22 protein-coding genes and 1 pseudogene are annotated in these 19,696 nt (G+C 70.0%); 15 read left to right on the forward strand and 8 right to left on the reverse strand.

The annotated features are described in order from the left end of the window. Nucleotides 1-438: 438 nt before the first annotated feature. A pseudogene (locus Q0Z83_RS37885) lies at nucleotides 439-663 on the reverse strand (hypothetical protein); the annotation flags it as partial. Nucleotides 664-806: 143 nt separating this feature from the next. Here Q0Z83_RS37885 and Q0Z83_RS37890 point away from each other — a divergent pair. After that, the gene (locus Q0Z83_RS37890) at nucleotides 807-1,457 is read left to right on the forward strand and encodes a hypothetical protein (RefSeq protein WP_317788133.1); all 651 of its coding nucleotides are present in this window, start codon (nucleotides 807-809) and stop codon (nucleotides 1,455-1,457) included. A gap of 15 nt (nucleotides 1,458-1,472) precedes the next feature. Here Q0Z83_RS37890 and Q0Z83_RS37895 read toward each other — a convergent pair whose 3' ends face one another. Further along, entirely contained in the window at nucleotides 1,473-1,985 is a 513-nt protein-coding gene (locus Q0Z83_RS37895; protein WP_317788134.1) for a hypothetical protein, read from the reverse strand. A gap of 97 nt (nucleotides 1,986-2,082) precedes the next feature. Between Q0Z83_RS37895 and Q0Z83_RS37900 the strand changes: the two genes are divergently transcribed. From Q0Z83_RS37900 to Q0Z83_RS37910, 3 genes are all read left to right on the forward strand, one after another. After that, nucleotides 2,083-2,670 carry a hypothetical protein gene (locus Q0Z83_RS37900; protein ID WP_317788135.1) on the forward strand — a complete coding sequence of 196 codons (588 nt, stop codon included), beginning with the start codon at nucleotides 2,083-2,085 and terminating at the stop codon, nucleotides 2,668-2,670. A 152-nt stretch (nucleotides 2,671-2,822) separates the two neighbouring features. Beyond that, on the forward strand, nucleotides 2,823-3,251 hold the full coding sequence (locus Q0Z83_RS37905; protein WP_317788136.1) for a hypothetical protein: 429 nt from the start codon (nucleotides 2,823-2,825) through the stop codon (nucleotides 3,249-3,251). A gap of 50 nt (nucleotides 3,252-3,301) precedes the next feature. Continuing rightward, nucleotides 3,302-4,804: a carboxylesterase/lipase family protein gene (locus tag Q0Z83_RS37910; protein WP_317788137.1), complete on the forward strand. Its 1,503-nt coding sequence runs from the start codon at nucleotides 3,302-3,304 to the stop codon at nucleotides 4,802-4,804. Here Q0Z83_RS37910 and Q0Z83_RS37915 read toward each other — a convergent pair. Genes Q0Z83_RS37915 through Q0Z83_RS37930 form a run of 4 tightly spaced genes read right to left on the reverse strand, consistent with a single transcriptional unit; the run spans nucleotide 4,767 to nucleotide 8,633 of the window. Continuing rightward, nucleotides 4,767-5,105: a DUF4387 domain-containing protein gene (locus Q0Z83_RS37915; RefSeq protein ID WP_317788138.1), complete on the reverse strand. Its 339-nt coding sequence runs from the start codon at nucleotides 5,103-5,105 to the stop codon at nucleotides 4,767-4,769. The genes Q0Z83_RS37910 and Q0Z83_RS37915 overlap by 38 nt on opposite strands. Further along, nucleotides 5,102-6,460, reverse strand: a complete 1,359-nt coding sequence (locus Q0Z83_RS37920) for an acyclic terpene utilization AtuA family protein (RefSeq protein ID WP_317788139.1) — start codon at nucleotides 6,458-6,460, stop codon at nucleotides 5,102-5,104. The genes Q0Z83_RS37915 and Q0Z83_RS37920 overlap by 4 nt, the downstream gene beginning before the upstream one ends. Before the next feature lie 8 nt (nucleotides 6,461-6,468). After that, nucleotides 6,469-7,416, reverse strand: a complete 948-nt coding sequence (locus tag Q0Z83_RS37925; protein ID WP_317788140.1) for a phosphoglycerate dehydrogenase — start codon at nucleotides 7,414-7,416, stop codon at nucleotides 6,469-6,471. Next, entirely contained in the window at nucleotides 7,413-8,633 is a 1,221-nt protein-coding gene (locus Q0Z83_RS37930) for an MFS transporter (protein ID WP_317788141.1), read from the reverse strand. Before Q0Z83_RS37930 ends, Q0Z83_RS37925 begins: the two co-directional genes overlap by 4 nt. Nucleotides 8,634-8,729: 96 nt before the next feature. Between Q0Z83_RS37930 and Q0Z83_RS37935 the strand changes: the two genes are divergently transcribed. Both Q0Z83_RS37935 and Q0Z83_RS37940 read left to right on the forward strand, forming a co-directional pair. Further along, nucleotides 8,730-9,419, forward strand: coding sequence for a GntR family transcriptional regulator (locus Q0Z83_RS37935; RefSeq protein WP_317788143.1), 690 nt, complete (start codon nucleotides 8,730-8,732; stop codon nucleotides 9,417-9,419). After that, nucleotides 9,416-10,498: a tartrate dehydrogenase gene (locus Q0Z83_RS37940; protein WP_317788144.1), complete on the forward strand. Its 1,083-nt coding sequence runs from the start codon at nucleotides 9,416-9,418 to the stop codon at nucleotides 10,496-10,498. The genes Q0Z83_RS37935 and Q0Z83_RS37940 overlap by 4 nt, the downstream gene beginning before the upstream one ends. Nucleotide 10,499: 1 nt before the next feature. On the opposite strand, the gene Q0Z83_RS37945 is transcribed toward Q0Z83_RS37940, so the two are convergent. Next, entirely contained in the window at nucleotides 10,500-11,480 is a 981-nt protein-coding gene (locus Q0Z83_RS37945; RefSeq protein ID WP_317788145.1) for a hypothetical protein, read from the reverse strand. A 78-nt stretch (nucleotides 11,481-11,558) separates the two neighbouring features. Between Q0Z83_RS37945 and Q0Z83_RS37950 the strand changes: the two genes are divergently transcribed. The 9 genes from Q0Z83_RS37950 (at nucleotide 11,559) to Q0Z83_RS37990 (ending at nucleotide 19,008) form a co-directional block, all read left to right on the forward strand. Beyond that, on the forward strand, nucleotides 11,559-11,879 hold the full coding sequence (locus tag Q0Z83_RS37950) for an ArsR/SmtB family transcription factor (RefSeq protein ID WP_317788146.1): 321 nt from the start codon (nucleotides 11,559-11,561) through the stop codon (nucleotides 11,877-11,879). Next, the gene (locus tag Q0Z83_RS37955) at nucleotides 11,876-12,382 is read left to right on the forward strand and encodes an SRPBCC domain-containing protein (protein ID WP_317788147.1); all 507 of its coding nucleotides are present in this window, start codon (nucleotides 11,876-11,878) and stop codon (nucleotides 12,380-12,382) included. The genes Q0Z83_RS37950 and Q0Z83_RS37955 overlap by 4 nt, the downstream gene beginning before the upstream one ends. A 50-nt stretch (nucleotides 12,383-12,432) precedes the next feature. Further along, on the forward strand, nucleotides 12,433-13,068 hold the full coding sequence (locus Q0Z83_RS37960; protein WP_317788148.1) for a GntR family transcriptional regulator: 636 nt from the start codon (nucleotides 12,433-12,435) through the stop codon (nucleotides 13,066-13,068). Nucleotides 13,069-13,151: 83 nt separating this feature from the next. Beyond that, complete coding sequence (atzF, locus tag Q0Z83_RS37965) at nucleotides 13,152-14,765, forward strand: allophanate hydrolase (RefSeq protein WP_317788149.1); 1,614 nt, start codon at nucleotides 13,152-13,154, stop codon at nucleotides 14,763-14,765. Beyond that, nucleotides 14,762-15,454, forward strand: coding sequence for a biuret amidohydrolase (gene biuH, locus Q0Z83_RS37970; RefSeq protein WP_317788150.1), 693 nt, complete (start codon nucleotides 14,762-14,764; stop codon nucleotides 15,452-15,454). Before atzF ends, biuH begins: the two co-directional genes overlap by 4 nt. A 1-nt stretch (nucleotide 15,455) precedes the next feature. Then, nucleotides 15,456-16,121 (forward strand): cysteine hydrolase family protein, encoded by a 666-nt coding sequence (locus Q0Z83_RS37975; RefSeq protein WP_317788151.1) that lies wholly within the window; start codon nucleotides 15,456-15,458, stop codon nucleotides 16,119-16,121. Further along, the gene (locus Q0Z83_RS37980; RefSeq protein ID WP_317788152.1) at nucleotides 16,118-17,668 is read left to right on the forward strand and encodes a SulP family inorganic anion transporter; all 1,551 of its coding nucleotides are present in this window, start codon (nucleotides 16,118-16,120) and stop codon (nucleotides 17,666-17,668) included. Before Q0Z83_RS37975 ends, Q0Z83_RS37980 begins: the two co-directional genes overlap by 4 nt. A 1-nt stretch (nucleotide 17,669) precedes the next feature. Beyond that, nucleotides 17,670-18,038, forward strand: coding sequence for an AtzH-like domain-containing protein (locus Q0Z83_RS37985; protein WP_317788153.1), 369 nt, complete (start codon nucleotides 17,670-17,672; stop codon nucleotides 18,036-18,038). A 97-nt stretch (nucleotides 18,039-18,135) separates the two neighbouring features. Then, nucleotides 18,136-19,008 (forward strand): SDR family oxidoreductase, encoded by an 873-nt coding sequence (locus Q0Z83_RS37990; RefSeq protein ID WP_317788154.1) that lies wholly within the window; start codon nucleotides 18,136-18,138, stop codon nucleotides 19,006-19,008. 21 nt (nucleotides 19,009-19,029) lie between these two features. On the opposite strand, the gene Q0Z83_RS37995 is transcribed toward Q0Z83_RS37990, so the two are convergent. Next, a complete protein-coding gene (locus Q0Z83_RS37995; protein WP_317788155.1) occupies nucleotides 19,030-19,662 on the reverse strand; it encodes a DNA-directed RNA polymerase II in 633 nt (210 codons plus the stop codon). Nucleotides 19,663-19,696 lie beyond the last annotated feature (34 nt).

Consider the following 19,696-nt stretch of genomic DNA (forward strand, 5'->3'; position numbering starts at 1 on the left):
TCCGGGCTTCCGTCCCGCCGGCGCGTGCCCGGCTCGGCACCGCCGGCCCCGCCGTCTGTCGGCTTGCTGCGCTTCGCCCGCTTGCCCCGGCCTTCGCCGGCTTCCCCGGTCTCGTGCCCTTCGTGATCCGCTGGTGCGTGCTGGTAGATCAACGCCGCCCGCATGCTCGCCCGTCCGGTGCATCAACTTCGGCTACTTCACCGCTCGCCGGGAGTTGTCGGTTCGCAAGGGCATGTCCTTGTCGCCGGTGAAGCTCAACGCTTGCGTGTCGGTGAACTCCGTCGAATGGCCGGTCAGGGCCTTCTTGGCGACCGCCGGAGAGCGACGACCTGGATTTCGGCCGCTGACTTCGGCGGACCGAACTGCGGGCCCGACTTCAAAGCCGCCGACTTCCCGGACACGCGCACCATCCCGGCGGCCGAAGCGCTACCGACTCGCCCACCGGAGGCCGGAGAACGCAGCGACCGTGATCAACGCCACGTATCGGGGCGGCATCTGCTCGGCGAGCGCGAGCACCTGGGCGACGGTGGCGACCGGACGCTCCGGGGTGTGGTACTGGTCGTCGCCGGGGATCCGACACGGGTTCTGCTTCAAGATCTCGTCTTCACGAACCGCGGTGTTCAGAATCGCCCGCAGCAGCGAGTGCGCCTTGACCGCCTGCATACCACCGGCCAGCGGCCGTATGGAGTCTCGGGCGACAAGGGCACCGTACTGTGTGGTGAGAGCGCGAAGGCCGGGCCGTGGAAATTCATCGCCCAAGATACTGCGGCCGGCGGTTGCCCTTCTCGATGTCAAAGGAAGTCTGATTGAGAAGTTTCACCCGCACGCTGGCGGCCGTGATGGCGGCGGGCGTTCTCGCTGCCTGTGATGCCGGTGGCACGACACCGACCGCCGGCCCGCAGCCGACGACGGCCTCCGCTCCACAGACCGCCGCATCCAGGACGGCAGCGTCAGTGTCGTGTGCTCGGGAGAGCCGGCCGCACCGACTACTCGAGACGGACGACGGCTGGGCTGCGCCAGAGCTCGACGCGTGGTCACAGAACGCGTACCGACTCGACGAGACCTGCGACAGCGGGCCGGAGTGGCCGAACGACTGCGACCTGTTCGCCGACCTGCTCCTCGAAGGATGGCCCGGCTACCGCACCGAGGGCGTCCACTACATCGCCGGCCTCAGCCTCCTGAACCCCTCCGGAAGCACCATCGAGGAACGGGTCCTGCTGTTCCGCACACCCGGCAGCAACGGCCGTCGCCTGCTTGCCGACCAGGCGAAAGCCTGCAAGGCCACCGAGAAATCCCTGTCGACAGACGCGGTACTCCACGAATTTCCGGCGCAGCGAGGCAAGCGCCGGTTCCTGGTGATCGATCAGACCCTCGCGATCCGACTCACCGTCCCCGAAGGCGTCGACGCCACCAGATTGATCGAGACGGCACGCCGTCGTGCGGCCGCGGCGGGGTAGACCTGAGAACCATCCTCACGACTGAGGGGAAGCGTCCGCGATGACGCGGATGATGGAGCCGCCACTGGCGGTTCGGCCGGCCTGGTTCTCGGCGGTGGTCAGGTTGTAGAAGCCGGGTCGGGCGTCGGAGCTGATCGGGATCGAGCTCACCGGCTGCTCGCCCGGGGTGCCGGTCGGGCGGAGCGGCTGGGCCTCGAAGGTCACCTTGCCCGCGTCGTCTCCGCGTTCGCCGATGGCGGTCTTCAGCTCGTCCACCGTCGCATACGGTCCGGTGAGGCGTGCGGTCAGTTCGACCTGAGGCGAATCGGTGACCGGAGCGGCCGGCGACTCGGCTGTCCAATGCACGAGCAGGGTCTGGCCCGGGCGGTAGGGCCGGTCCACGTCCTCGGCCGAACAGCACGTGTATGTCACTCCGGAACGGTCGTCCACGGTCTCGGACGCGCCGGAGTCGCAGGCGACGAGCAACGCGGCCGCCGCGATGCACAGCGGTAGGAATCGGTGTGACGGCATGGCATCCCTCTCGAACATTCCGGAGCGCACCATAGCCCGCGCCGGCAAGCCGATCGACAGCCGAAAGGACCAGCTCAGAGGCGCGGGCGTGCGGGCCCGGCCTACGCTGACCGGGGTGAGCGGTGTGATGGGAGAGGACGGGCGGGGCTGGTCGTTCGCGACGGCCCGGCAGGCGGCCCGGTTTGCGCTGGCGATGGAGATCCGGGGTTCCGCCACCGAGCATGCGTTTCACGGCGGCGGGACGCTCTGTGGCATCGACGAGCAGCGGGTCGACATCTTCCGGACCCACTTCGCGGCCGGCGCAAATCAAGCCGGCAGGAACCAGGCCGGCGGAGATCAAGCCAGCGGGGACCGGGCCTGCGCGGTCTGCCGGCGACTCGCCGCCGAAGCGCCCACCAGGCCGTCTGCTCAGGAGCGACTTCATGGGCTCGTGTCGGGGGCGGCTCCCGGCTACCTGCGCGACGAGCTGCTCGCGGCACTGCTACTCGGGGCCGACGTCAAAATCTGGATCAACGGACCGGGAGCCGAGGCGGCCGGGTGGTACGCGCGGCTCGTCGACGGACGCGACGCGGTCGCCGCCGCGTTGGACGGCAGTGCGCGGGCGGAGATCGCGCGGGTGCGGCATGACTTCTGGGAGTACGTCGTCGTGCTTCCCGAGAGCGGTCGGCCGGCTGTCGGGCGGGCGATGGCCGACGACGACTGACGTTCGGGTGGACCTTGTGGACGGATGGCCGGTGGCCCGCAGGGGAACGGTTTAACCCGGAAGGACCGGCTGCGGACTGAATGTCCGACGCGCCCGGATTGACGAGCAATAGCGTTCGCCCCATTTGCCCCACGTGTAAAGGGAGTGGATGGATGAAGGTTCGTCACGTCTTGGGTGCTGTCGCTCTGGCCGCGCTCTCCGGGTGCTCCAGCCCGGCGCCGGCCGAGACCGCCGCGCCCGCGGCTCCGGAGGCGATCGCCGTGTCGCCGGGGGCCCCGCGCGCCTGCAGCGACGTGTTCGTGCCGGACAAGCCGGTTGTCGGGTTCAACGCGGAGACCGGGTGCACCAACAAGGACGGCACGCTTCAGTTCATCGGTGTGATCGACTGCGCCGACGGAACGAAGCTGTGGCCGGTCGACGCCGCCACCGGCGCTCCGGCCGGATACGCGCGGGAGGACACCGCCTACAAGGTGGTCACCGGGGAGGTCGCCGCGGACAAGGGCTACAAGCAGGCGTACGAGGAATGTGTCGGTCCGGACGCCGACGCGGTCAGCCCGGCACCCAGCGCATCCGCCGAGTAGGACGGTAAATGGTTGGCGCGGTGCCCGACCGGGCGTGATGATGCCTGGTCATGACGGGGAACACCGCTCCTGAGGTTCGGATCGCCGGTGGTCGCCTGCGTGGTGGCCGGGAGGGCGGTCTCGCGGTGTTCCGCGGGATCCCCTACGCCGAGCCGCCGGTCGGGCCTCTGCGGTTCGCGGCGCCGCGGCCGGTGCCGGGGTGGACGGGCGTCCGGGACGCCCTGACCTTCGGGCCGGCCGCGCCGCAGGGCGGGTTGTCCGACCGGACGACCCGAGCCGGAGCGGACTGGCTGACGATCAACGTCTGGTCGCCCGACCTCGACGCGGCGCTGCCGGTGATGGTGTGGATCTACGGCGGCGGGTACGTCTTCGGGTCGGCGGACCGACCCGAGTACGACGGTGGGCGGCTGGCCCGGGACGGCCGGGTCGTCATCGTGACGTTCGACTTCCGGCTCGGTGTGGAGGGGTTCGCCGCGATCGGCGGCGCGCCGGCCAACCGGGGCCTTCTCGACCAGGTCGCGGCGCTGGAGTGGGTTCGGGACAACATCGCCGCCTTCGGTGGTGATCCGGGGCGGGTCACCGTCTTCGGTGAATCGGCCGGTGGTGGCTCGGTGGCCGCCCTGCTGGCCATGCCGCGGGCGAAAGGGCTGTTCCGGCGGGCCGTCGCGCAGAGTGTGCCGGGTCCGTTCCTCTCGCCCGCCCTGGCCCGGGACATCGGCGACACCATCGCCGGTGAGCTGGGGCTTCGGGCCACGGTCACGGATCTCGGCGTGGTGGATCCGGGATTGCTGACGGCGGCCGGTGACGCGGTGGCCGAGGGGATCACCGCTCGGGGCGATCGGTGGGGGCGGGCCGCGCACGCCTCGATCCTGTTCGCGCCGGTGGTCGACGGTGACGTGCTGCCGAGCACGCCGTGGCGGGCCCTCGCCGAGGGCGCTGGTGCCGGTGTCGATCTGCTGGTCGGGCACACCCGTGACGAGCAGCGCCTCTTCACTTTCATGACCGGGATGCTCGGTCGGGTGACGGCCGCCCAGGCCGAGGAGACATCGGCGATCTTCGGAGCGGGGCCTCACGGAGACGTCGGACCGGAGCAGTGGTACGAGCTGGTCCGCTCGGACTGGCTGTTCCGGATGCCGTCTCTCCATCTCGCCGAGGCCCAGGTCGACGGCGGTGGACGGGCCTTCCTCTACGAGCTCGCCTGGCCCGCCCCGGGACTGGGTGGTCTGCTCGGGGCGTGCCACGGCTTGGACGTACCCCTCGTCTTCGGGAATTTGACCCTCGGCCAGACGGCCATGCTTCTCGGTGACCCACCGCCCGCCGACGCCGTCGCGCTGTCGGCGGTGATGCGAGATGCCTGGACGCGATTCGCGGCCGAGGGGGATCCGGGTTGGCCGGCCTATGACATGGCGCGTCGCCTGACGCAGGTCTTCGATCGCGAGTCGGCGGTCGTGCCATACCCCGAGGAGCGCTCCCGCGAGCTGTGGCGGGAGCACTCCTTCGACCCGCTGCCCCTGATCAGCGAGGCGAAGACCGAGAAGAAGACAGAGGCATGAGAGCCAGCGGTACGTGGTGCTGGCCGGCGTGGACATCCCGGTCGAGCAGGCTGCCCTGGGTCACCGGGCGCGGGAACGAGATCTTGACGACGTTCAGTTCCGGGATGCGGAACACCTGGATGGTGCGCGGGTCGGGCACCCCGTAGAGGGACGCGATCACCGACTCGTCGAGAAAGCCGGGGTCGGCGACCGTCGCGTAGCCGTCGGCGTCGCGGGCGAAGATCTCCAGGGTCACCCAGAACGGTCCGGCGTTCTTCGAGCGGACCTCGTGTGCCAGGTCCGCGATCACTCGTGCGGTCACTGCAGGCCTTCCAGGTCGATACGGAACAGGCTGGTTGGGGAGTCGACCTCGACCACGTGGTTGAGCACGAACTCGTAGGCGGCGCCGCGTTCGGTCTCGGCCGGTGAGGTGGCGAACGCCAGGCTCGGCAGGTAGTCCATGTCGGGGGTGGGCAGGTGCAGCATCAGCGGATTGGCGACCTTGGCGACGGCCGTGGCGGTCTCCTGCGTCGGCGCCTGCACCAGCAGCATCACGCCCACCTCCCGGGGCGGTACGGGTGACGGGTCGAGTTTCTCCAGGATCGCGTCGTATCCGTAGAGGCGGATGTCGAAGTCGTAGTCGGCGGGGCCGAGGGCCAGCGTGTTCGACACCCACTCGGTGATCATCTTGCGGAGCAGGGCGGCCCACGTCTCGATCTGGCCCAGGATGTGCGGGTCGCGGACGGCCGTGAACGACATGGTCTGATAGCCGGTGATCCGGGCGCCCTCCAGCTTGATGGTGTGCTGGTCGGCGACTTCGAAACGGGAGCCGGTGACCCGGACCCGGCGGGGGTCGAGGGCCGTGTAGACGGCGTCGCCCACCTCGATGGTCCCGGCCGGCTCGCGCATGGTGAACGGGTTGACCGTCTCGTAGAGCATGTGGGCGGCCACCGACGTGGGCGTGCAGGCGGCCGCCGGGTCGAGCGGCTCGATGGTGAACCCGTCGGCGTCGATCGTGGCCAGCACTCCCCCGGCTCTGGGGTTGGTGGTGCACTGGCCGCCGCACTCGACGATCTTCGCGGCGTGCCACGCCGGCCCGGCCGGCATGCCCTTCATCAGCGGGTAGGCGGCGGCCACCGCGGTGTCGGTGGCGCGGCCGGCGAGCACCACGTCGGCGCCTGCCGCCAGGGCGGCGACGATCGGCTCGTGGCCCATCATGCCGACGATGTTCTCGCAGCTCTCCAGGGTGGCCGCGTCGAGCGGCCCGGCCGGCGGCAGTGGCCGGATCGGCAGACCGGCCAGGTCGGCGGCCTTCTGTGAGCTGTAGATGGTGGCCACCCGCAGCGACAGGTCCTCCTCGGCGAGGATCTCCCGGGTGATCCCGGCGACCCACTCGACCCCGGAGTCGGTGCCGCTGGTCCCGCACGATCCGATGATCAGCGGGATCCCGGCCGAGGCGGCGGCTCGCAGCAGCAGCCGCAGGTCGCGGGCGACGGCGGCGCGGGCGGTCTTGGCGATTCCCGCGCCGAGGTAATAGGGGCCCGAATCGGTGGAGCCACCGTCGACGGCGATCACGTCGGCGCCGAGTTCCAAGCCGCGGGTGACGGTTTCCGGCGGGAATCCCCCGCCGAGCATTCCGGTCGGCACCAGGATGCGTACCGCATCGGTTGTGGTCATTGTCTTTCCTAACTGGAGGCGATGGAAGGACGGGGCCCGTCGACCGGGTGAGCGGGCTTTCCGGCCAGGGCCGCGACCAGCTCGCGGGCGCCGTCGATGCCCGAGTCACGGCGGGCCTCGGCGGTCTGGCCGCCCATGTGCGAGTAGACGGTGATCCCGTCGACCCCGCGCAGCACACTGTCGGCGGGCAGTGGCTCCACGTCGACCACGTCCAGGGCGGCGCCCGCGATCCGGCCGGTGCGGACCGCCTCGGCCAGGGCCGGTTCGTCGACGATTCCGCCGCGGGCGGTGTTGATCAGGTGGGCGGACGGCTTCATTCGGGCCAGGGCGGCGGCGTCGATCAGGCGCCGGGTGCGGTCGGTGAGCGAGGTATGGATCGACACGAAGTCGGAGCGTTCCAGCAGGTCGTCCAGTCCGGTGTGTACCGCGCCGGGGAGGTCGCCGGTGCAGAGCACGGTCATCCCGAACGCGGCGGCGAGCCTCGTGACCCGTCGCGCCACCGGGCCCCGGCCGATCAGACCCACGGTTTTTCCGCTCAGCTCGTACCCCTGCTCTCTCGGCCATGCTCCGGCCTCGACCCCGGCCGCCACCTGGACCAGACGCCTGGCCTGGGCCAGCAGTAACCCGATGGTGTATTCGGCGACCGCGTTGGCGTTGATGCCGGGCAGGTTGCTGACGCTGATGCCGAGCCGCGTCGCGGCCGCCACGTCGATCGAGTCGTAGCCGACTCCGGTGCGCACGACGGCCCGCAGCCCGGGTGACGCGGCCAGCACCTGCTCGGTCATCGGCTCGTTGGCGATCAGCGCACCCTCGACGCCGGCCAGTGCCCTGATCAGGTCTTCCGGTCGCCGGGTGCCGCGCATCGGGTCATGCCTGGTGGTGAAGCCCCGGCCGGTGAGGTAGAGGTCGACCTCGTCGCCCGGGGTGAGGTAGTCGGTGGTGATGAGGATCTTCATGCGAGGACCTTCTGCAGACGGGACAGACGAAGCACGACCAGCACGGCGAGGGTGGCCAGCACGGCGGTGTCGAGCAGCATCCAGCGCCAGCCGAACAGGTCGACCGCGCCGCCGATCAGGGCCGGGCCGGCGAACCCGCCGAGATACCAGGTGACCGCGTAGAGGCCGGTGTAGGCGCCGAGCATCCGGCTGGAGGGGGCCAGGTTCCAGAGCGCGACGGCCGCGTTGATCGAGAAGCAGGAGGCGCCCGCGGCGCCGACGCAGAGCGCCACGACGGTGCCGGTCGCGGACTGCGTGACGGCGCCGGCGACCAGTGCGGCGGCGAAGACGGCCATCCCGGCGGCGATCACCCGGAACCGCCCGAAACGCTCGGCCGCCAGCGCGGCCGGATAGGCGGCGAGCAGGAAGGCGACACCACTGGGCAGGGTCAGGCCGCCGGCTTCGCCGCGGGTCAGATCAAGGGCCTCCATGCCGTACGGGGTCATCAGTGACCTCGACGCGAACCAGGCCCCGCCGAAGAGGAAGACGGTGATCAGCAGCAGGACGCGGCGCCGGTCCCGGCTGGTGACCAGTTCGACGACGACCCGCCGGAGCGGTGACCCGGCGTCGCCCGGGGTGTCCTCGGCCACCGCCGCCAGATAGGCCGGCGACTCGTTGTCACGCACCCGGGCGATCAGCACCAGGGTGACCGTGAGCAGGATGGCGGCCGGGATCGCGAACGCCGCCCGGGGATGGTCGTCGACCACGAACAGGCTGATCAGCGAGGCCACGATGATGGTCAACGAGGTGGCGATCTTGACGATGGCGTTGGTCCGGCCGCGCCGGTCGGGCGTGATGAAGTCGGGGGTGAGCGCCTCGGCGAGCGGCCGCATGGTGTTCATCACCAGGGCGTAGCCGACCATCACCACCACCAGGGTCACCAGTGACGTGGTCCAGGGCAGCAGCAGGAAGAGCAGCGCGGCGATCGGCATGCCCACCGCGAGATACGGGATGCGCCGCCCCCACCGGGTGCGGGTGTTGTCGGACCGGTTACCGATCCACGGCTGGACGAAGATCCCCAGCAGGTTGTCCATACCCATCAGGACGCCGACGAGCGCCGCGCTGGCGACGTGGTCGCGCAGCAGGGCGGGCACCTGATTGTCGTAGAAGTTCCAGGTCGCCTCCTGGGCGAACAGGGTCAGGGCGATGAAGAAGGTGATCTTTCGAGTTTCGGCCATGTCGCCTCCGCGTGTCCGGCGTCACGCTAATTTGCTACAGCAAAAGCGTCAACAGTTTCAAACGCAGTTCGCCATGGCATGCGCTAGAGTGCCGTCATGACAGTCGCCGAGACGCTCGCTGATCAGGCCTACCGACACGTCCGCACGGCCATCGCCTCGGGCGAGCTGGCCCCGGGGGAGAAGGTGACCGAGCGCGGCATGGCCGAGCGCCTGGCGATCAGTCCGACCCCGGTCCGCGAGGCGCTGCGCCGGCTGGAGCTGGACGGGCTCATCGAGCGGATCGGCCCGCGCACCGTGCTGGTGGCCACCATCCGCGACGCCGCCATCGACGACCTGGCCGAGGTCGAGGTCGGCCTGCGCGGTCTGGTCGCCCGGTTCGCCGCCCGGCACGCCACCCCGGCCCAGCTGGACGCCCTCGACGAGATCCTGGACCGGGCCGACGACCTGCTGATCCTGCTCAAGGAGCATCGGCGCCACGACCGACCGGTCGACCGTCATCTCACCGCCCTGCTCGACACCATGCAGGAGTTCAACGACACGGTGGACGCCTGCGCCCACAATCCGGTGCTGACCCGGATGTTGGAGCAGAGCCGGGTGTTCTCCCGGCCCCGCCGACGCGAGCTGCTGCTGCAGCGGGTGCACGCGGACGAGACGTTCGGCCTGGAGCGCTACACCAGCCACCGGGCCCTGGTCCGGGCACTGCGCGCGGGTGACTCGGCCACGGCCGAGCGGCTCGCCCTGGCCGACTCGCAGGGCGGGCTCGCAGCGCTGCGGGAGGCCCGATGAACGGGTACCGGATCGCGGTCATCCCCGGCGACGGCATCGGTGGGGAGGTGGTCCCGGCCGGGATCGAGGCGCTCGAGGCGACCGCCGGGCGGTTCGGGCTGCGCCTGGAGTTCACCGACTTCGGGTTCGCCAGCGCCGGCTACTGGCAGCGGCACGGCACGATGCTGCCGGCCGACTGGGAGGCGACGCTGCGCGGGTTCGACGCGATCTTCTTCGGTGCGGTCGGGTGGCCGGAGGTGGTGCCCGACCACATCTCGCTCTGGGGCAGCCTGCTGCAGTTCCGGCGCACCTTCGATCAGTACGTCAACCTGCGCCCCTGCCGGCTGATGCCCGGCGTCCGTGGTCCACTCGCCGGCCGCGAGCCGGGCGACATCGATTTCCTGGTGGTACGGGAGAACACCGAGGGTGAGTACTCGAGCGTCGGTGGGCGGATCTTCGAGGGCACCGAGCGGGAGACCGTGCTGCAGGAGACGGTGATGACCCGGATCGGTGTCGACCGGGTCCTGAAGTACGCCTTCGAGCAGGCCGAACGCCGTCCCGGGAGGCACCTGACCTCGGCCACCAAGAGCAACGGGATCGCCATCTCGATGCCGTACTGGGACGAGCGGTTCGCCGCGATGAGCGAGCGGTTCCCCGACGTTCGGGTGGACAGGTTCCACATCGACGCGCTGGCCGCGCAGTTCGTCCTGCATCCGGACTGGTTCGACGTGGTGGTGGCCAGCAACCTGTTCGGCGACATCCTGTCCGACCTCGGCCCGGCCTGCACCGGCACACTCGGCATCGCCCCGAGCGCCAACATCAACCCGGACCGTCTGCACCCCAGCCTGTTCGAGCCGGTGCACGGCTCGGCGCCGGACATCGCCGGGCAGGGCATCGCCAACCCGATCGGCCAGATCTGGTGCGGCTCGATGATGCTCGACCACCTGGGTCACCCGGAGGCGGCCGCGCACCTGCTCGGCGCGATCGAGGACGTGCTGGCGTACGGGCCGGGTGGCGCTCCGCTCACTCCCGACCTGCACGGGACGGGCACCACCGTCGAACTCGGCCGGGCGGTCGCCGAACGGGTCCGCGAACGCTGACTCAGTCCAGGTTGTCCTGGGTGTAGGCCCGGGACTTCTGGAAGAACTCGATGTCGTCCCAGGGGTGCTCGGTGATCCAGTCCTCGCCGATCGCCTCGTAGAGACTCCACGCCGACTGGTGGAAGTCGCCGTAGGTGAGGGCGAAGGCGAAGTTGTTCCAGGCGATCGGGGTCAGCAGGGTCTCCCGGTAGTCGTCGTGCCAGACCGACAGCTGGGACGCCTCCCAGATCTCGTCCATCACCTTGACCGACTCGTAGTAGGTCAGGTCGAGGGTGCGGTCCCGGTCGACCGGCTTCCTCGCCTTGGCCAGGTGCCAGGTGTGCGCGCGGTGCGCCAGCACCACCAGGGTGGGTACGTGGGTGCCGGGGCACGCGAGCGCCCTGGTCCGGGCGAAGTCGAACATCGCCGGAGTGTTGCCGCCCCAGTCCGGGCGCAGGCACCAGAGCATCTCCTCGTGCCCGAACCAGTGGGTGGGGTCGATCTCGATCAGCCGCTCGAAGCGCCGCCACCGCTCCACCAGCGGCAGGTGCCGGGCCCGACCGGCCTCCAGCTTGTACACCCAGGCGTCGGCGTCCCGCGGGGTCCGCTCCAGCACCTCGTCCAGAAGTTGCTCGGCCTTCTCCAGGTGCCGGGCCAGGGCCGCGCGATCCTCGTCGGTCGCGGAACCGTCGGTGGCGGCTCCGGGCAGCTCCCATGACCAGCTGACCATGTGCACGGCCTTGACCAGCAGCGGGAGCACGGAGTCGGGCTCCTCCCGGATCGGGCCGCTGATCCACTTCTCGATGCCGACGGTGCCGGCCGCGACCCGTACGAGATAGGAACGATGCTCCGGATCGGCCGCCGAGAGGATCTCCCGGGCCGTGTCCCAGTCGCGTTTACGCAGCACGAACCTCAGCCGTTCGGCATCCGGGTCGCCCAGGAAGTGACAGAACTCCGGAACTTCCTCATCGGCGGCGGACCGCGTCTTCCCGAAAGGCCACACGAGCGGAGCGTAGCCCGACGGATGATCAAAAACGGCCCCGCCTTGACAGGTGACCAAATAGTCACCTAACTTAGCGTCATGACGGACGACGATCGGGTTTTCAAGGCGTTGGCCGACCCGAGCCGCCGGTTCCTGCTCGACCTGCTCTTCGCTCGTGACGGCCGCACGCAGTCGGAGTTGGAGGGCGAGCTGGAGATGACCCGGTTCGGCGTCGCCAAGCATCTGCGGGTGCTCGAGGAGGCGGGTCTCGTCGTCGTGCGCCGGTCCGGCCGGGAGAAGTTGCACTACCTCAATCCGGTGCCGATCCGGCAGATCCACGACAGGTGGATCGACAAGTTCACCGAGCAGCACGTCACCGCACTGATCGATCTCAAGCGAACGCTGGAGGAAGAGTCATGAGCGACACCCAGGTCTTCCGCATCTGGATCAAGGCGCCGGCCGAAAAGATCTGGCAGGCGATCACCGACCCCGAGTGGAACCAGAGGTACGGATATGCGGCGCCCCAGTTCTTCGAGCTGAAGAAGGGCGGCCGGTTCCACTCGACGGCCAATCAGGGAATGTTGGACTACGCGGCGGCCAACGGATTCGAGATGCCGGAGGTCATCCTGGACGGCGAGGTGCTGGAGGCCGAGCCGCCGCGGCGCCTGGTGCAGACGTGGCGGATGCTGATGGACCCGACCACCGGGGCTGAGCCGTTCACCACGCTCACCTACGAGATCGAGGAGGCCGGTGCCGGGGTGCACCGGGTCACCATCACCCACGACACGCCCGGTGCGCCCGCCACCGCCGCGATGATCAAGGGCAACCCGGAGGCCGGCGCCGAGGGCGGCGGCGGATGGGCCTGGGTCCTCAGCGACCTCAAGTCGCTGCTGGAGACCGGCAAGGTCATGACCGACGCCTGAGCGTCGAGGCCGGCCCGTGCCACACCGGCACGGGCTGGCAGACTTGCCGGGTGAGCGACGGGGAGTTGGAGACGTACAGTCTCGTCGAGCTCGCCGTCGATCGGCTGCGGCGGGACATCCTGAGCGGCCGGACCGATCCGGGTGAGCGACTGGTCGAGGAGCAGCTGACCAGGCGGCTCGGGATCAGCCGGGCACCCCTGCGCGAGGCCATGCGGCTGCTCGCCGAGCAGGGTCTGGTCGAGCACATCCCGCGGCGCGGCGCCCGGGTCGCGACACTCTCCGACGACGACGTGCGCGAGCTGTATGAGGTTCGCGACGTCCTGGAACGCCATGCGGTGACCACCACTCCCCCGGGCGCCGATCTGACCCGGCTGCGGTCCGCCCTCGAGTCGATCCGTAAGGCGACCGAGACCGACGACCGGCTCGAGCTGGCCAACGCACACCGACGGTTCCACGTCGAGGTGGTGGCGCTGAGCGGAAACCGGCAGCTCACCGGGCTGTACGAGTCGATTCTGGTGCGGATCCAGCTGTACATGGCGGTCAACATGCGCCGGGAGGCGGAGACCGCGCAGGCTCTCGACGGGGTGCTGCGGCACGAGCGACTGTTCGTCGCCGCGGAGCGGGGTGACGCGGCCACGCTGCTGGAGGCGCTGAGCGGTCACGGCGCCCGCACCTATCTCAAATGAGCCGACGCGAGGGTTAGCCGCGGGAAATCGGGCCGTTACACAACGCGGTTCTCGGTGAAACAGAATTGTCGACAATCGACGATGTGGATGCACGCGAGAACGTCGATGAGGTGCTCGCCGCGCCGGCGCCGGACGGGGTCTGGATCAGCCGGTTCAGCCCGGCCGAGCTGTACGAACGTGCGCGTGCGGTAGATCCGGGACAGCCGCTGGCCGGGCTGACGTTCGCGGTCAAGGACAACATCGACGTGGCCGGACTGCCCACCACCGCCGGCTGTCCGGATTTCGCCTACCGGCCCGAGCGGAACGCGCCCGTGGTGCAGCGGCTCGTCGACGCCGGGGCGATCGTGGTCGGCAAGACCAATCTGGACCAGTTCGCGACCGGGCTGACCGGCGCCCGGTCGCCCTACGGAGCGCCGGAGAGCGTCTTCGGGGGCGGACTGATCTCCGGCGGGTCCAGTTCCGGATCGGCGGTCGCGGTCGCCAACGGATCGGTGCACTTCTCGCTCGGCACCGACACCGCCGGGTCCGGGCGGGTTCCGGCGGCGCTCAACGGGATCGTCGGGATCAAGCCGACCCGGGGGCTGCTCAGCACACTCGGAGTGGTGCCGGCCTGCCGGTCTCTGGACTGCGTCTCGGTCTTCACCCGGGAACTGCCACTGGCGGATCGCGTCATGCGGGTCGCGCGGGGCTTCGTACCAGATGATCCGTGGTCCCGAAAGGCGCCGACCGCGGCGCGGCCGATCGCGCAACCCCGGGTGGGCGTCGCGGAAGGTCTCGATTTCTTCGGAGACAGCGGGCAGGAGAAGGCGTACGGCCGGTTCGCCGGTGCCACCACGGTCGACGTCGGACCGCTGCTGGAAGCCGGTGACCTGCTCTATCGCGGCCCGTGGGTGGCCGAGCGCCTGGCCGATCTCGGTGAGTTCCTGGCCACCCGGCCCGGCTCGGTGCTGCCGGTGACCCGCCGGGTGCTGGAGACCGGCCTCGGATTCACCGCGGCCGACGCGTTCCGGGCCCAGCACCGGCTGCGGGAGCTGCGGGCGGCCGCCGAGCGGATGTGGGACCTGATCGACGTGCTGGTGCTACCGACGATCGGCACCACGTTCACGCACACGGAGATCGCCGCGGACCCGATCGGCCGGAATCTGATCCTCGGGCGGTACACCCAGTTCGCGAACCTGCTGGACATGGCCGCCGTGACGGTGCCGAACGGGTTCACCGAGGACGGCCGGCCGGCGTCGCTGACCCTGTTCGGGCCGGCGTTCAGCGACGACATGCTGATGGCGCTGGCCGGGTCCCTGCGGACGGCGGCGGACCTGATGACCCTCGCCGTCGTCGGGCTGCACCTCAGTGGTGAGCCGCGCAACGGTGAGCTGCTGGAACGCGGCGGCACGCGGCTCGGCACGGCCCGGACCGCGGCGCTGTACCGGATGTACGAGCTGCCGTCCGGCGCTCCCGGCCTGGTCCGGGTCGACACCGGCGGGGCCGCCGTCGAGATCGAACTGTGGCAACTGCCGGCCGCGACGGTGGGCGGCTTCCTCGCGGGCATCCCGGCGCCGTTGTCGCTGGGCCGGCTCGTGCTGGAGGACGGCGCCGAGGTGACCGGGTTCCTCTGCGAGGCGTACGCGGCGAGCGGCGCCCGGGACATCACCGCCAGCGGCGGCTGGCGGAATCACCGCCTGAAGGGATCAGACTCATGACCGCACGCATCGGCCCGGTACCGGCGAACCCTTATCCCTGGCCCTACGACGGCTCGGTTCCGGTGGACCGGACCGCGCTGCTCTGCATCGACTGGCAGACCGACTTCTGCGGGCCCGGCGGATACGTCGACTCGATGGGGTACGACATCGGGCTCACCCGGGCCGGGCTGCCGGCCACCGCGAAACTGCTGTCACACGTCCGTGAACTGGGCATGCTCGTCATCCACACCCGGGAGGGACACGACCCGGACCTGTCCGACCTGCCCGCCAACAAGCGGTGGCGGTCGGCCCGGATCGGTGCCGAGATCGGTGGTCAGGGGCCGTGCGGGCGGATCCTGATCAAGGGCGAGCCGGGCTGGGAGATCGTGCCCGAGGTCGCCCCGGCGCCGGGTGAGGTCGTCGTGGACAAACCCGGGAAGGGCGCCTTCTACGCGACCAATCTGGATCTCGTGCTGCGTACCCATGGGATCACGCACCTGATCCTGACCGGCATCACCACCGATGTCTGCGTGCACACGACCATGCGGGAGGCCAACGACCGTGGTTACGAGTGCCTGATCCTCAGTGACTGCACGGGGGCCACCGATCCGTCCAACCACACCGCCGCGCTGCACATGGTCACCATGCAGGGCGGCGTCTTCGGCTGCGTCGCCACCTCGGACGACGTGATAGCGGCAACGGAGGCGTGAGATGCCCACTGTCGACGCTCGACCTTCTCCCTTCGAATTCGACCTCGACACCACCGCGCTGCTGGTCATCGACATGCAGCGGGACTTCCTTCTGCCCGGCGGGTTCGGCGAGTCGCTCGGCAACGACGTCGCGCGACTACGGCGGACGATCGCGCCGCTGCAGGCGCTTCTCAAAGCCTGGCGCACGACGAGCATGCCGATCATCCACACTCGCGAAGGCCATAAGCCCGATCTGTCCGACTGCCCGCCGGCGAAGCTCAAGCGCGGGGCACCCTCGAAACGGATCGGCGATGCCGGGGCATTCGGCCGCATCCTCATCCAAGGTGAGTACGGCCACGACATCATCGACGAACTCCAGCCCCTGAACGGCGAGATCGTCATCGACAAACCGGGCAAAGGCGCCTTCTACGCGACCGAACTGTCGGAGACGTTGGCGAAACTGGGCGCAAAACAGCTGGTCGTCACGGGGGTCACGACCGAGGTGTGCGTGCACACGACGGTCCGTGAGGCGAACGACCGCGGTTACGAGTGCCTCGTCCTGGCCGACTGCGTCGGTTCCTACTTCCCCGAGTTCCAGCAGATCGGCCTCGAGATGATCGCCGCGCAGGGCGGCATCTTCGGCTGGGTCGCCGAGTCCCCCGCGCTGTTGAAGGAGATCGCCCGATGAAACTCGCCTACTGGGTCCGGGGTGACACCAACGCCTTCTTCGGCTTCGGTGTCAACGTCCTGGTCAACGTGCTCACCCTGACCGGCCTGTGCCTCGGCGTGATCCAGATGCCGGCCGGTGACGTCTTCGGCGTGATCCTCCCGGCGCTCGGCGTCGCCCTGGTCGCCGGCAACGTCTACTACACCTTCCTGGCCCGGCGGCTGGCGGTGCGGGAGAACCGGACCGACGTGACGGCCCTGCCGTACGGCCCGAGCGTCCCGCACATGTTCATCGTGATCTTCGTGATCATGCTGCCGATCTACCTGACCACGAAGGACCCGGTGGCGGCGTGGACGGCCGGCATCGCGTGGGCGTTCATCATCGGTGTGATCGTGTTGATCGGCGCGTTCGTCGGCCCGTACATCAGGAAGTACACGCCGCGGGCGGCGCTGCTCGGCACCCTGGCCGGCATCTCGATCACGTTCATCTCGATGAACCCGGCCGGCAACATGTGGAACTACGCCTGGATCGCCCTGCCGGTCTTCGGCCTGCTGCTGATCGGCCTGCTCACCGACGTGAAGCTGCCGTTCAACTTCCCGATCGGGCTGGCCGCGCTGCTGGTCGGCACGGCGATCGGCTGGATCGGCGGGGCCATGTCGGTGCCCGATGTGCAGAGCGCCGCCAAGGACATCGCGTTCGCCTTCCCGCACCTCGAGTTCGGCCTGCTGATCGACGGGCTCCGGGACATGGCGCCGCTGCTGGCCACGGCGATTCCGCTGGGTGTCTACAACTTCACCGAGGCGATGACCAACGTGGAGAGCGCCGCCACCGCCGGGGACCGGTACAACCTGCGCAGTGTGCTGCTGGCCGACGGCGCGGGCGCGGTGATCGGCTCGTGTCTCGGGTCGCCGTTCCCGCCGGCGGTCTACGTCGGGCACCCGGGGTGGAAGGCGGCGGGTGGCCGTACCGGATATTCGATGGCCACCGGGGTGGTGATCGCCCTGCTCTGTTTCTTCGGGTTGTTCGGGCTGCTCGGCGCGATCTTCCCGACCGCGGCGATCGTGCCGATCCTGCTCTACATCGGTCTGCTGATCGGTGCGCAGGCGTTCCAGGCGACACCGCGGGCGCACGCCGCCGCGGTGGTGGCCGCGTTGATCCCGAACATCGCGTCCTGGGCGACCGGTCAGATGGACAACGCGCTGGCCGCGGCCGGGACGACCGCCGCCCAGGTCGGGACCGAGGCGCTGGCCGGGGCGGGCGTGGTCTACGACGGCCTGAAGACGCTCGGTCAGGGTGCGATCCTGGCCGGTCTGGTGCTGGGCGCGATCGTGGCATTCATCATCGACAAGCGTTTCTGGCACGCCGCGGTCTTCTCCGGCGCGGGCGCGGTGCTCACCTTCATCGGCCTGATCCACGCCGAGAAGGTGCAGTTCAACGCGGACGGCCCGGTCTCACTCGGCTACCTCTTCCTCACCGCGGTCTGCGTGCTGTTCGCGCTGACCAAACCGCTGCCGCGGGTGCCCGAACCGGAGGAGGCGTCCCTCGACGAACCGGCCCCGGTGGCCTGAGATGGAACGCGACCTTCCCGAGGTGATCGCCGAGGTCACCGAGGCGTTCGAAGCCTATGAGCGAGCCCTCGTCGCCGACGACGTCGACACGATCATCGGCTTCTTCGCGGCCGAGGCGATCCGGTTCGGCCTCGCCGATCAGCAGGACGGCATCGAGGAACAGCGCAGGTGGCGGGAGACGCAGGGCGGCCTGCCGCCGGGCCGCCGCCTCAAGGACACGACCATCCGGGGGTACGGCCGGAGCACCGCCGTGGTGACGACGTTGTTCGGCTACCCGGGAAGTGACGTGCTGGGCCGCCAGTCCCAGACGTGGGTCCGTCTGCCCCAGGGCTGGCGGATAGTCCACGCCCACGTCTCCGAACCGGCCTGACCCGATCCGGAGAGCCCGGCCACCCCCGCTGTGGGGCCGGCCGGGCTTTCCGCGCGTTCGGCGGCATATCCGCACGTCTTCCGGGAATGCGGAGGACATGAACCCGCGTGATCTGTACCCGAAGCCCGAACTCAACGGTGGCGACCTGCGTCCGCCCGGTCTCACCACGGACATGCCGGACCGACCGGACCACGGCGAGGAGAGCTACCGCGGCAGCGGACGCCTGACCGGACGGAAGGCGGTGATCACCGGCGGCGACTCCGGAATCGGCCGGGCCGTGGCGATCGCGTTCGCCCGGGAGGGCGCCGACGTGCTGATCTCCTACCTGCCGGAGGAGGAGTCGGACGCGGCCGACACCGCACAGTGGATCGAGAAGGCCGGCCGTAAGGCGGTGCGGGTGCCGGGTGACATCCAGGACGAGGCACACTGTCGGTCGATCATCGACACCGCCCGCTCCGAACTGGGCGGGGTCGACATCCTGGTGAACAACGCCGCCTATCAGATGGCCCAGCCGGGCGGGATCACCGACATCACCGACGAGCAGTTCGACCGGGTGATGAAGACCAACCTGTACGCGATGTTCTGGCTGTGCCGGGCCGCGGTGCCGCACATGCCGCCCGGGTCGGCGATCCTCAACACGGCGTCGATCCAGGCGTACCTGTCGTCGAGCGCGCTACTCGACTACGCCACCACCAAGGGCGGCATCGTGGCGTTCACCAAGGCGCTCGCCGAGGACCTGGCCGAGAAGGGCATCCGGGTGAACGCGGTCGCGCCGGGCCCGATCTGGACACCGCTGATCCCGTCCACCATGCCGGAGAAGAAGGTGAAGTCGTTCGGCGGGGACACCCCGCTCGGGCGAGCGGGGCAGCCCGCCGAACTGGCCGCGGCCTACGTCTACTTCGCGAGTCAGGAGTCCAGCTACACCACGGGTGAGGTGCTCGGTGTCACCGGCGGCAAGCCGGTCAGCTGACCGCTCGCACCGGTGCGGCCGTCACCGGAACAGATCCGCCACCCAGTTGAACGAGTCGACCACCCAGCCGGTCTGGCGCAGGAACGCGATGCCGACGACGGCCAGGAACAGGCCGGTGACCATGTGCGCGCCGCGGGCGGTGTGCCGCTGACGGCCCATCCGCTGCTCCAGCACGAGTCGGCCGACCAGCCGGGCCAGGGCGAACACACCCACCGCGACGACCAGCGACACCAGGAAGATGATCAGCGGGCCGCCGAGGTCGCCGCCCTCGGAGATCGCCCAGATGCCCCAGCCGACGAACGCGAACAGGACCGCCGCGCTGCTCCACTCGCCGCCCCGGCGCCACTGCCGCATGTGCCAGCTCAGGCTGCGCTGCGGCCGCTCCCGGTAGTGCTCCTCGGGCCAGCCCGTGCCGGTCGGCTCGTGCCCGGCCCGGAACTGCTCAGTGCGCTGGGTCGGCTGACCGACCCGGGCCCGGCCCTGACTGAACGGCGACGGCTCCGGCGCGGGCCCCGGCGAGGTGGGCGCCTGGGTCGGCGGCACCTGCGAGGTGGCACCCTTCTCCGGGGTCGTCTGCCTGGTCGGCTGATCGGCCCACGGGTCCTGCGGTGGCATGTCGAGCGTCCGCTCGGACCACTGCGGTTGCTCCGGCATCATTCCCCCTCCGGCTGCGGTCGCCGGCCGGCGA

It is taken from the genome of Actinoplanes sichuanensis (genome assembly GCF_033097365.1).
Classification (GTDB): Bacteria; Actinomycetota; Actinomycetes; order Mycobacteriales; family Micromonosporaceae; genus Actinoplanes; species Actinoplanes sichuanensis.

Bases quoted from the DNA above. Each gene is read 5' to 3' on its own strand.
- Q0Z83_RS37895 (WP_317788134.1), bottom strand. From the start codon at position 1,985: ATGTTCGAGAGGGATGCCATGCCGTCACACCGATTCCTACCGCTGTGC.
- Q0Z83_RS37905 (WP_317788136.1), top strand. From the start codon at position 2,823: ATGAAGGTTCGTCACGTCTTGGGTGCTGTCGCTCTGGCCGCGCTCTCC.
- Q0Z83_RS37910 (WP_317788137.1), top strand. From the start codon at position 3,302: ATGACGGGGAACACCGCTCCTGAGGTTCGGATCGCCGGTGGTCGCCTG.
- Q0Z83_RS37920 (WP_317788139.1), bottom strand. From the start codon at position 6,460: ATGACCACAACCGATGCGGTACGCATCCTGGTGCCGACCGGAATGCTC.
- Q0Z83_RS37925 (WP_317788140.1), bottom strand. From the start codon at position 7,416: ATGAAGATCCTCATCACCACCGACTACCTCACCCCGGGCGACGAGGTC.
- Q0Z83_RS37930 (WP_317788141.1), bottom strand. From the start codon at position 8,633: ATGGCCGAAACTCGAAAGATCACCTTCTTCATCGCCCTGACCCTGTTC.
- Q0Z83_RS37935 (WP_317788143.1), top strand. From the start codon at position 8,730: ATGACAGTCGCCGAGACGCTCGCTGATCAGGCCTACCGACACGTCCGC.
- Q0Z83_RS37940 (WP_317788144.1), top strand. From the start codon at position 9,416: ATGAACGGGTACCGGATCGCGGTCATCCCCGGCGACGGCATCGGTGGG.
- Q0Z83_RS37950 (WP_317788146.1), top strand. From the start codon at position 11,559: ATGACGGACGACGATCGGGTTTTCAAGGCGTTGGCCGACCCGAGCCGC.
- Q0Z83_RS37955 (WP_317788147.1), top strand. From the start codon at position 11,876: ATGAGCGACACCCAGGTCTTCCGCATCTGGATCAAGGCGCCGGCCGAA.
- biuH (WP_317788150.1), top strand. From the start codon at position 14,762: ATGACCGCACGCATCGGCCCGGTACCGGCGAACCCTTATCCCTGGCCC.
- Q0Z83_RS37975 (WP_317788151.1), top strand. From the start codon at position 15,456: ATGCCCACTGTCGACGCTCGACCTTCTCCCTTCGAATTCGACCTCGAC.
- Q0Z83_RS37980 (WP_317788152.1), top strand. From the start codon at position 16,118: ATGAAACTCGCCTACTGGGTCCGGGGTGACACCAACGCCTTCTTCGGC.
- Q0Z83_RS37985 (WP_317788153.1), top strand. From the start codon at position 17,670: ATGGAACGCGACCTTCCCGAGGTGATCGCCGAGGTCACCGAGGCGTTC.
- Q0Z83_RS37990 (WP_317788154.1), top strand. From the start codon at position 18,136: ATGAACCCGCGTGATCTGTACCCGAAGCCCGAACTCAACGGTGGCGAC.
- Q0Z83_RS37995 (WP_317788155.1), bottom strand. From the start codon at position 19,662: ATGCCGGAGCAACCGCAGTGGTCCGAGCGGACGCTCGACATGCCACCG.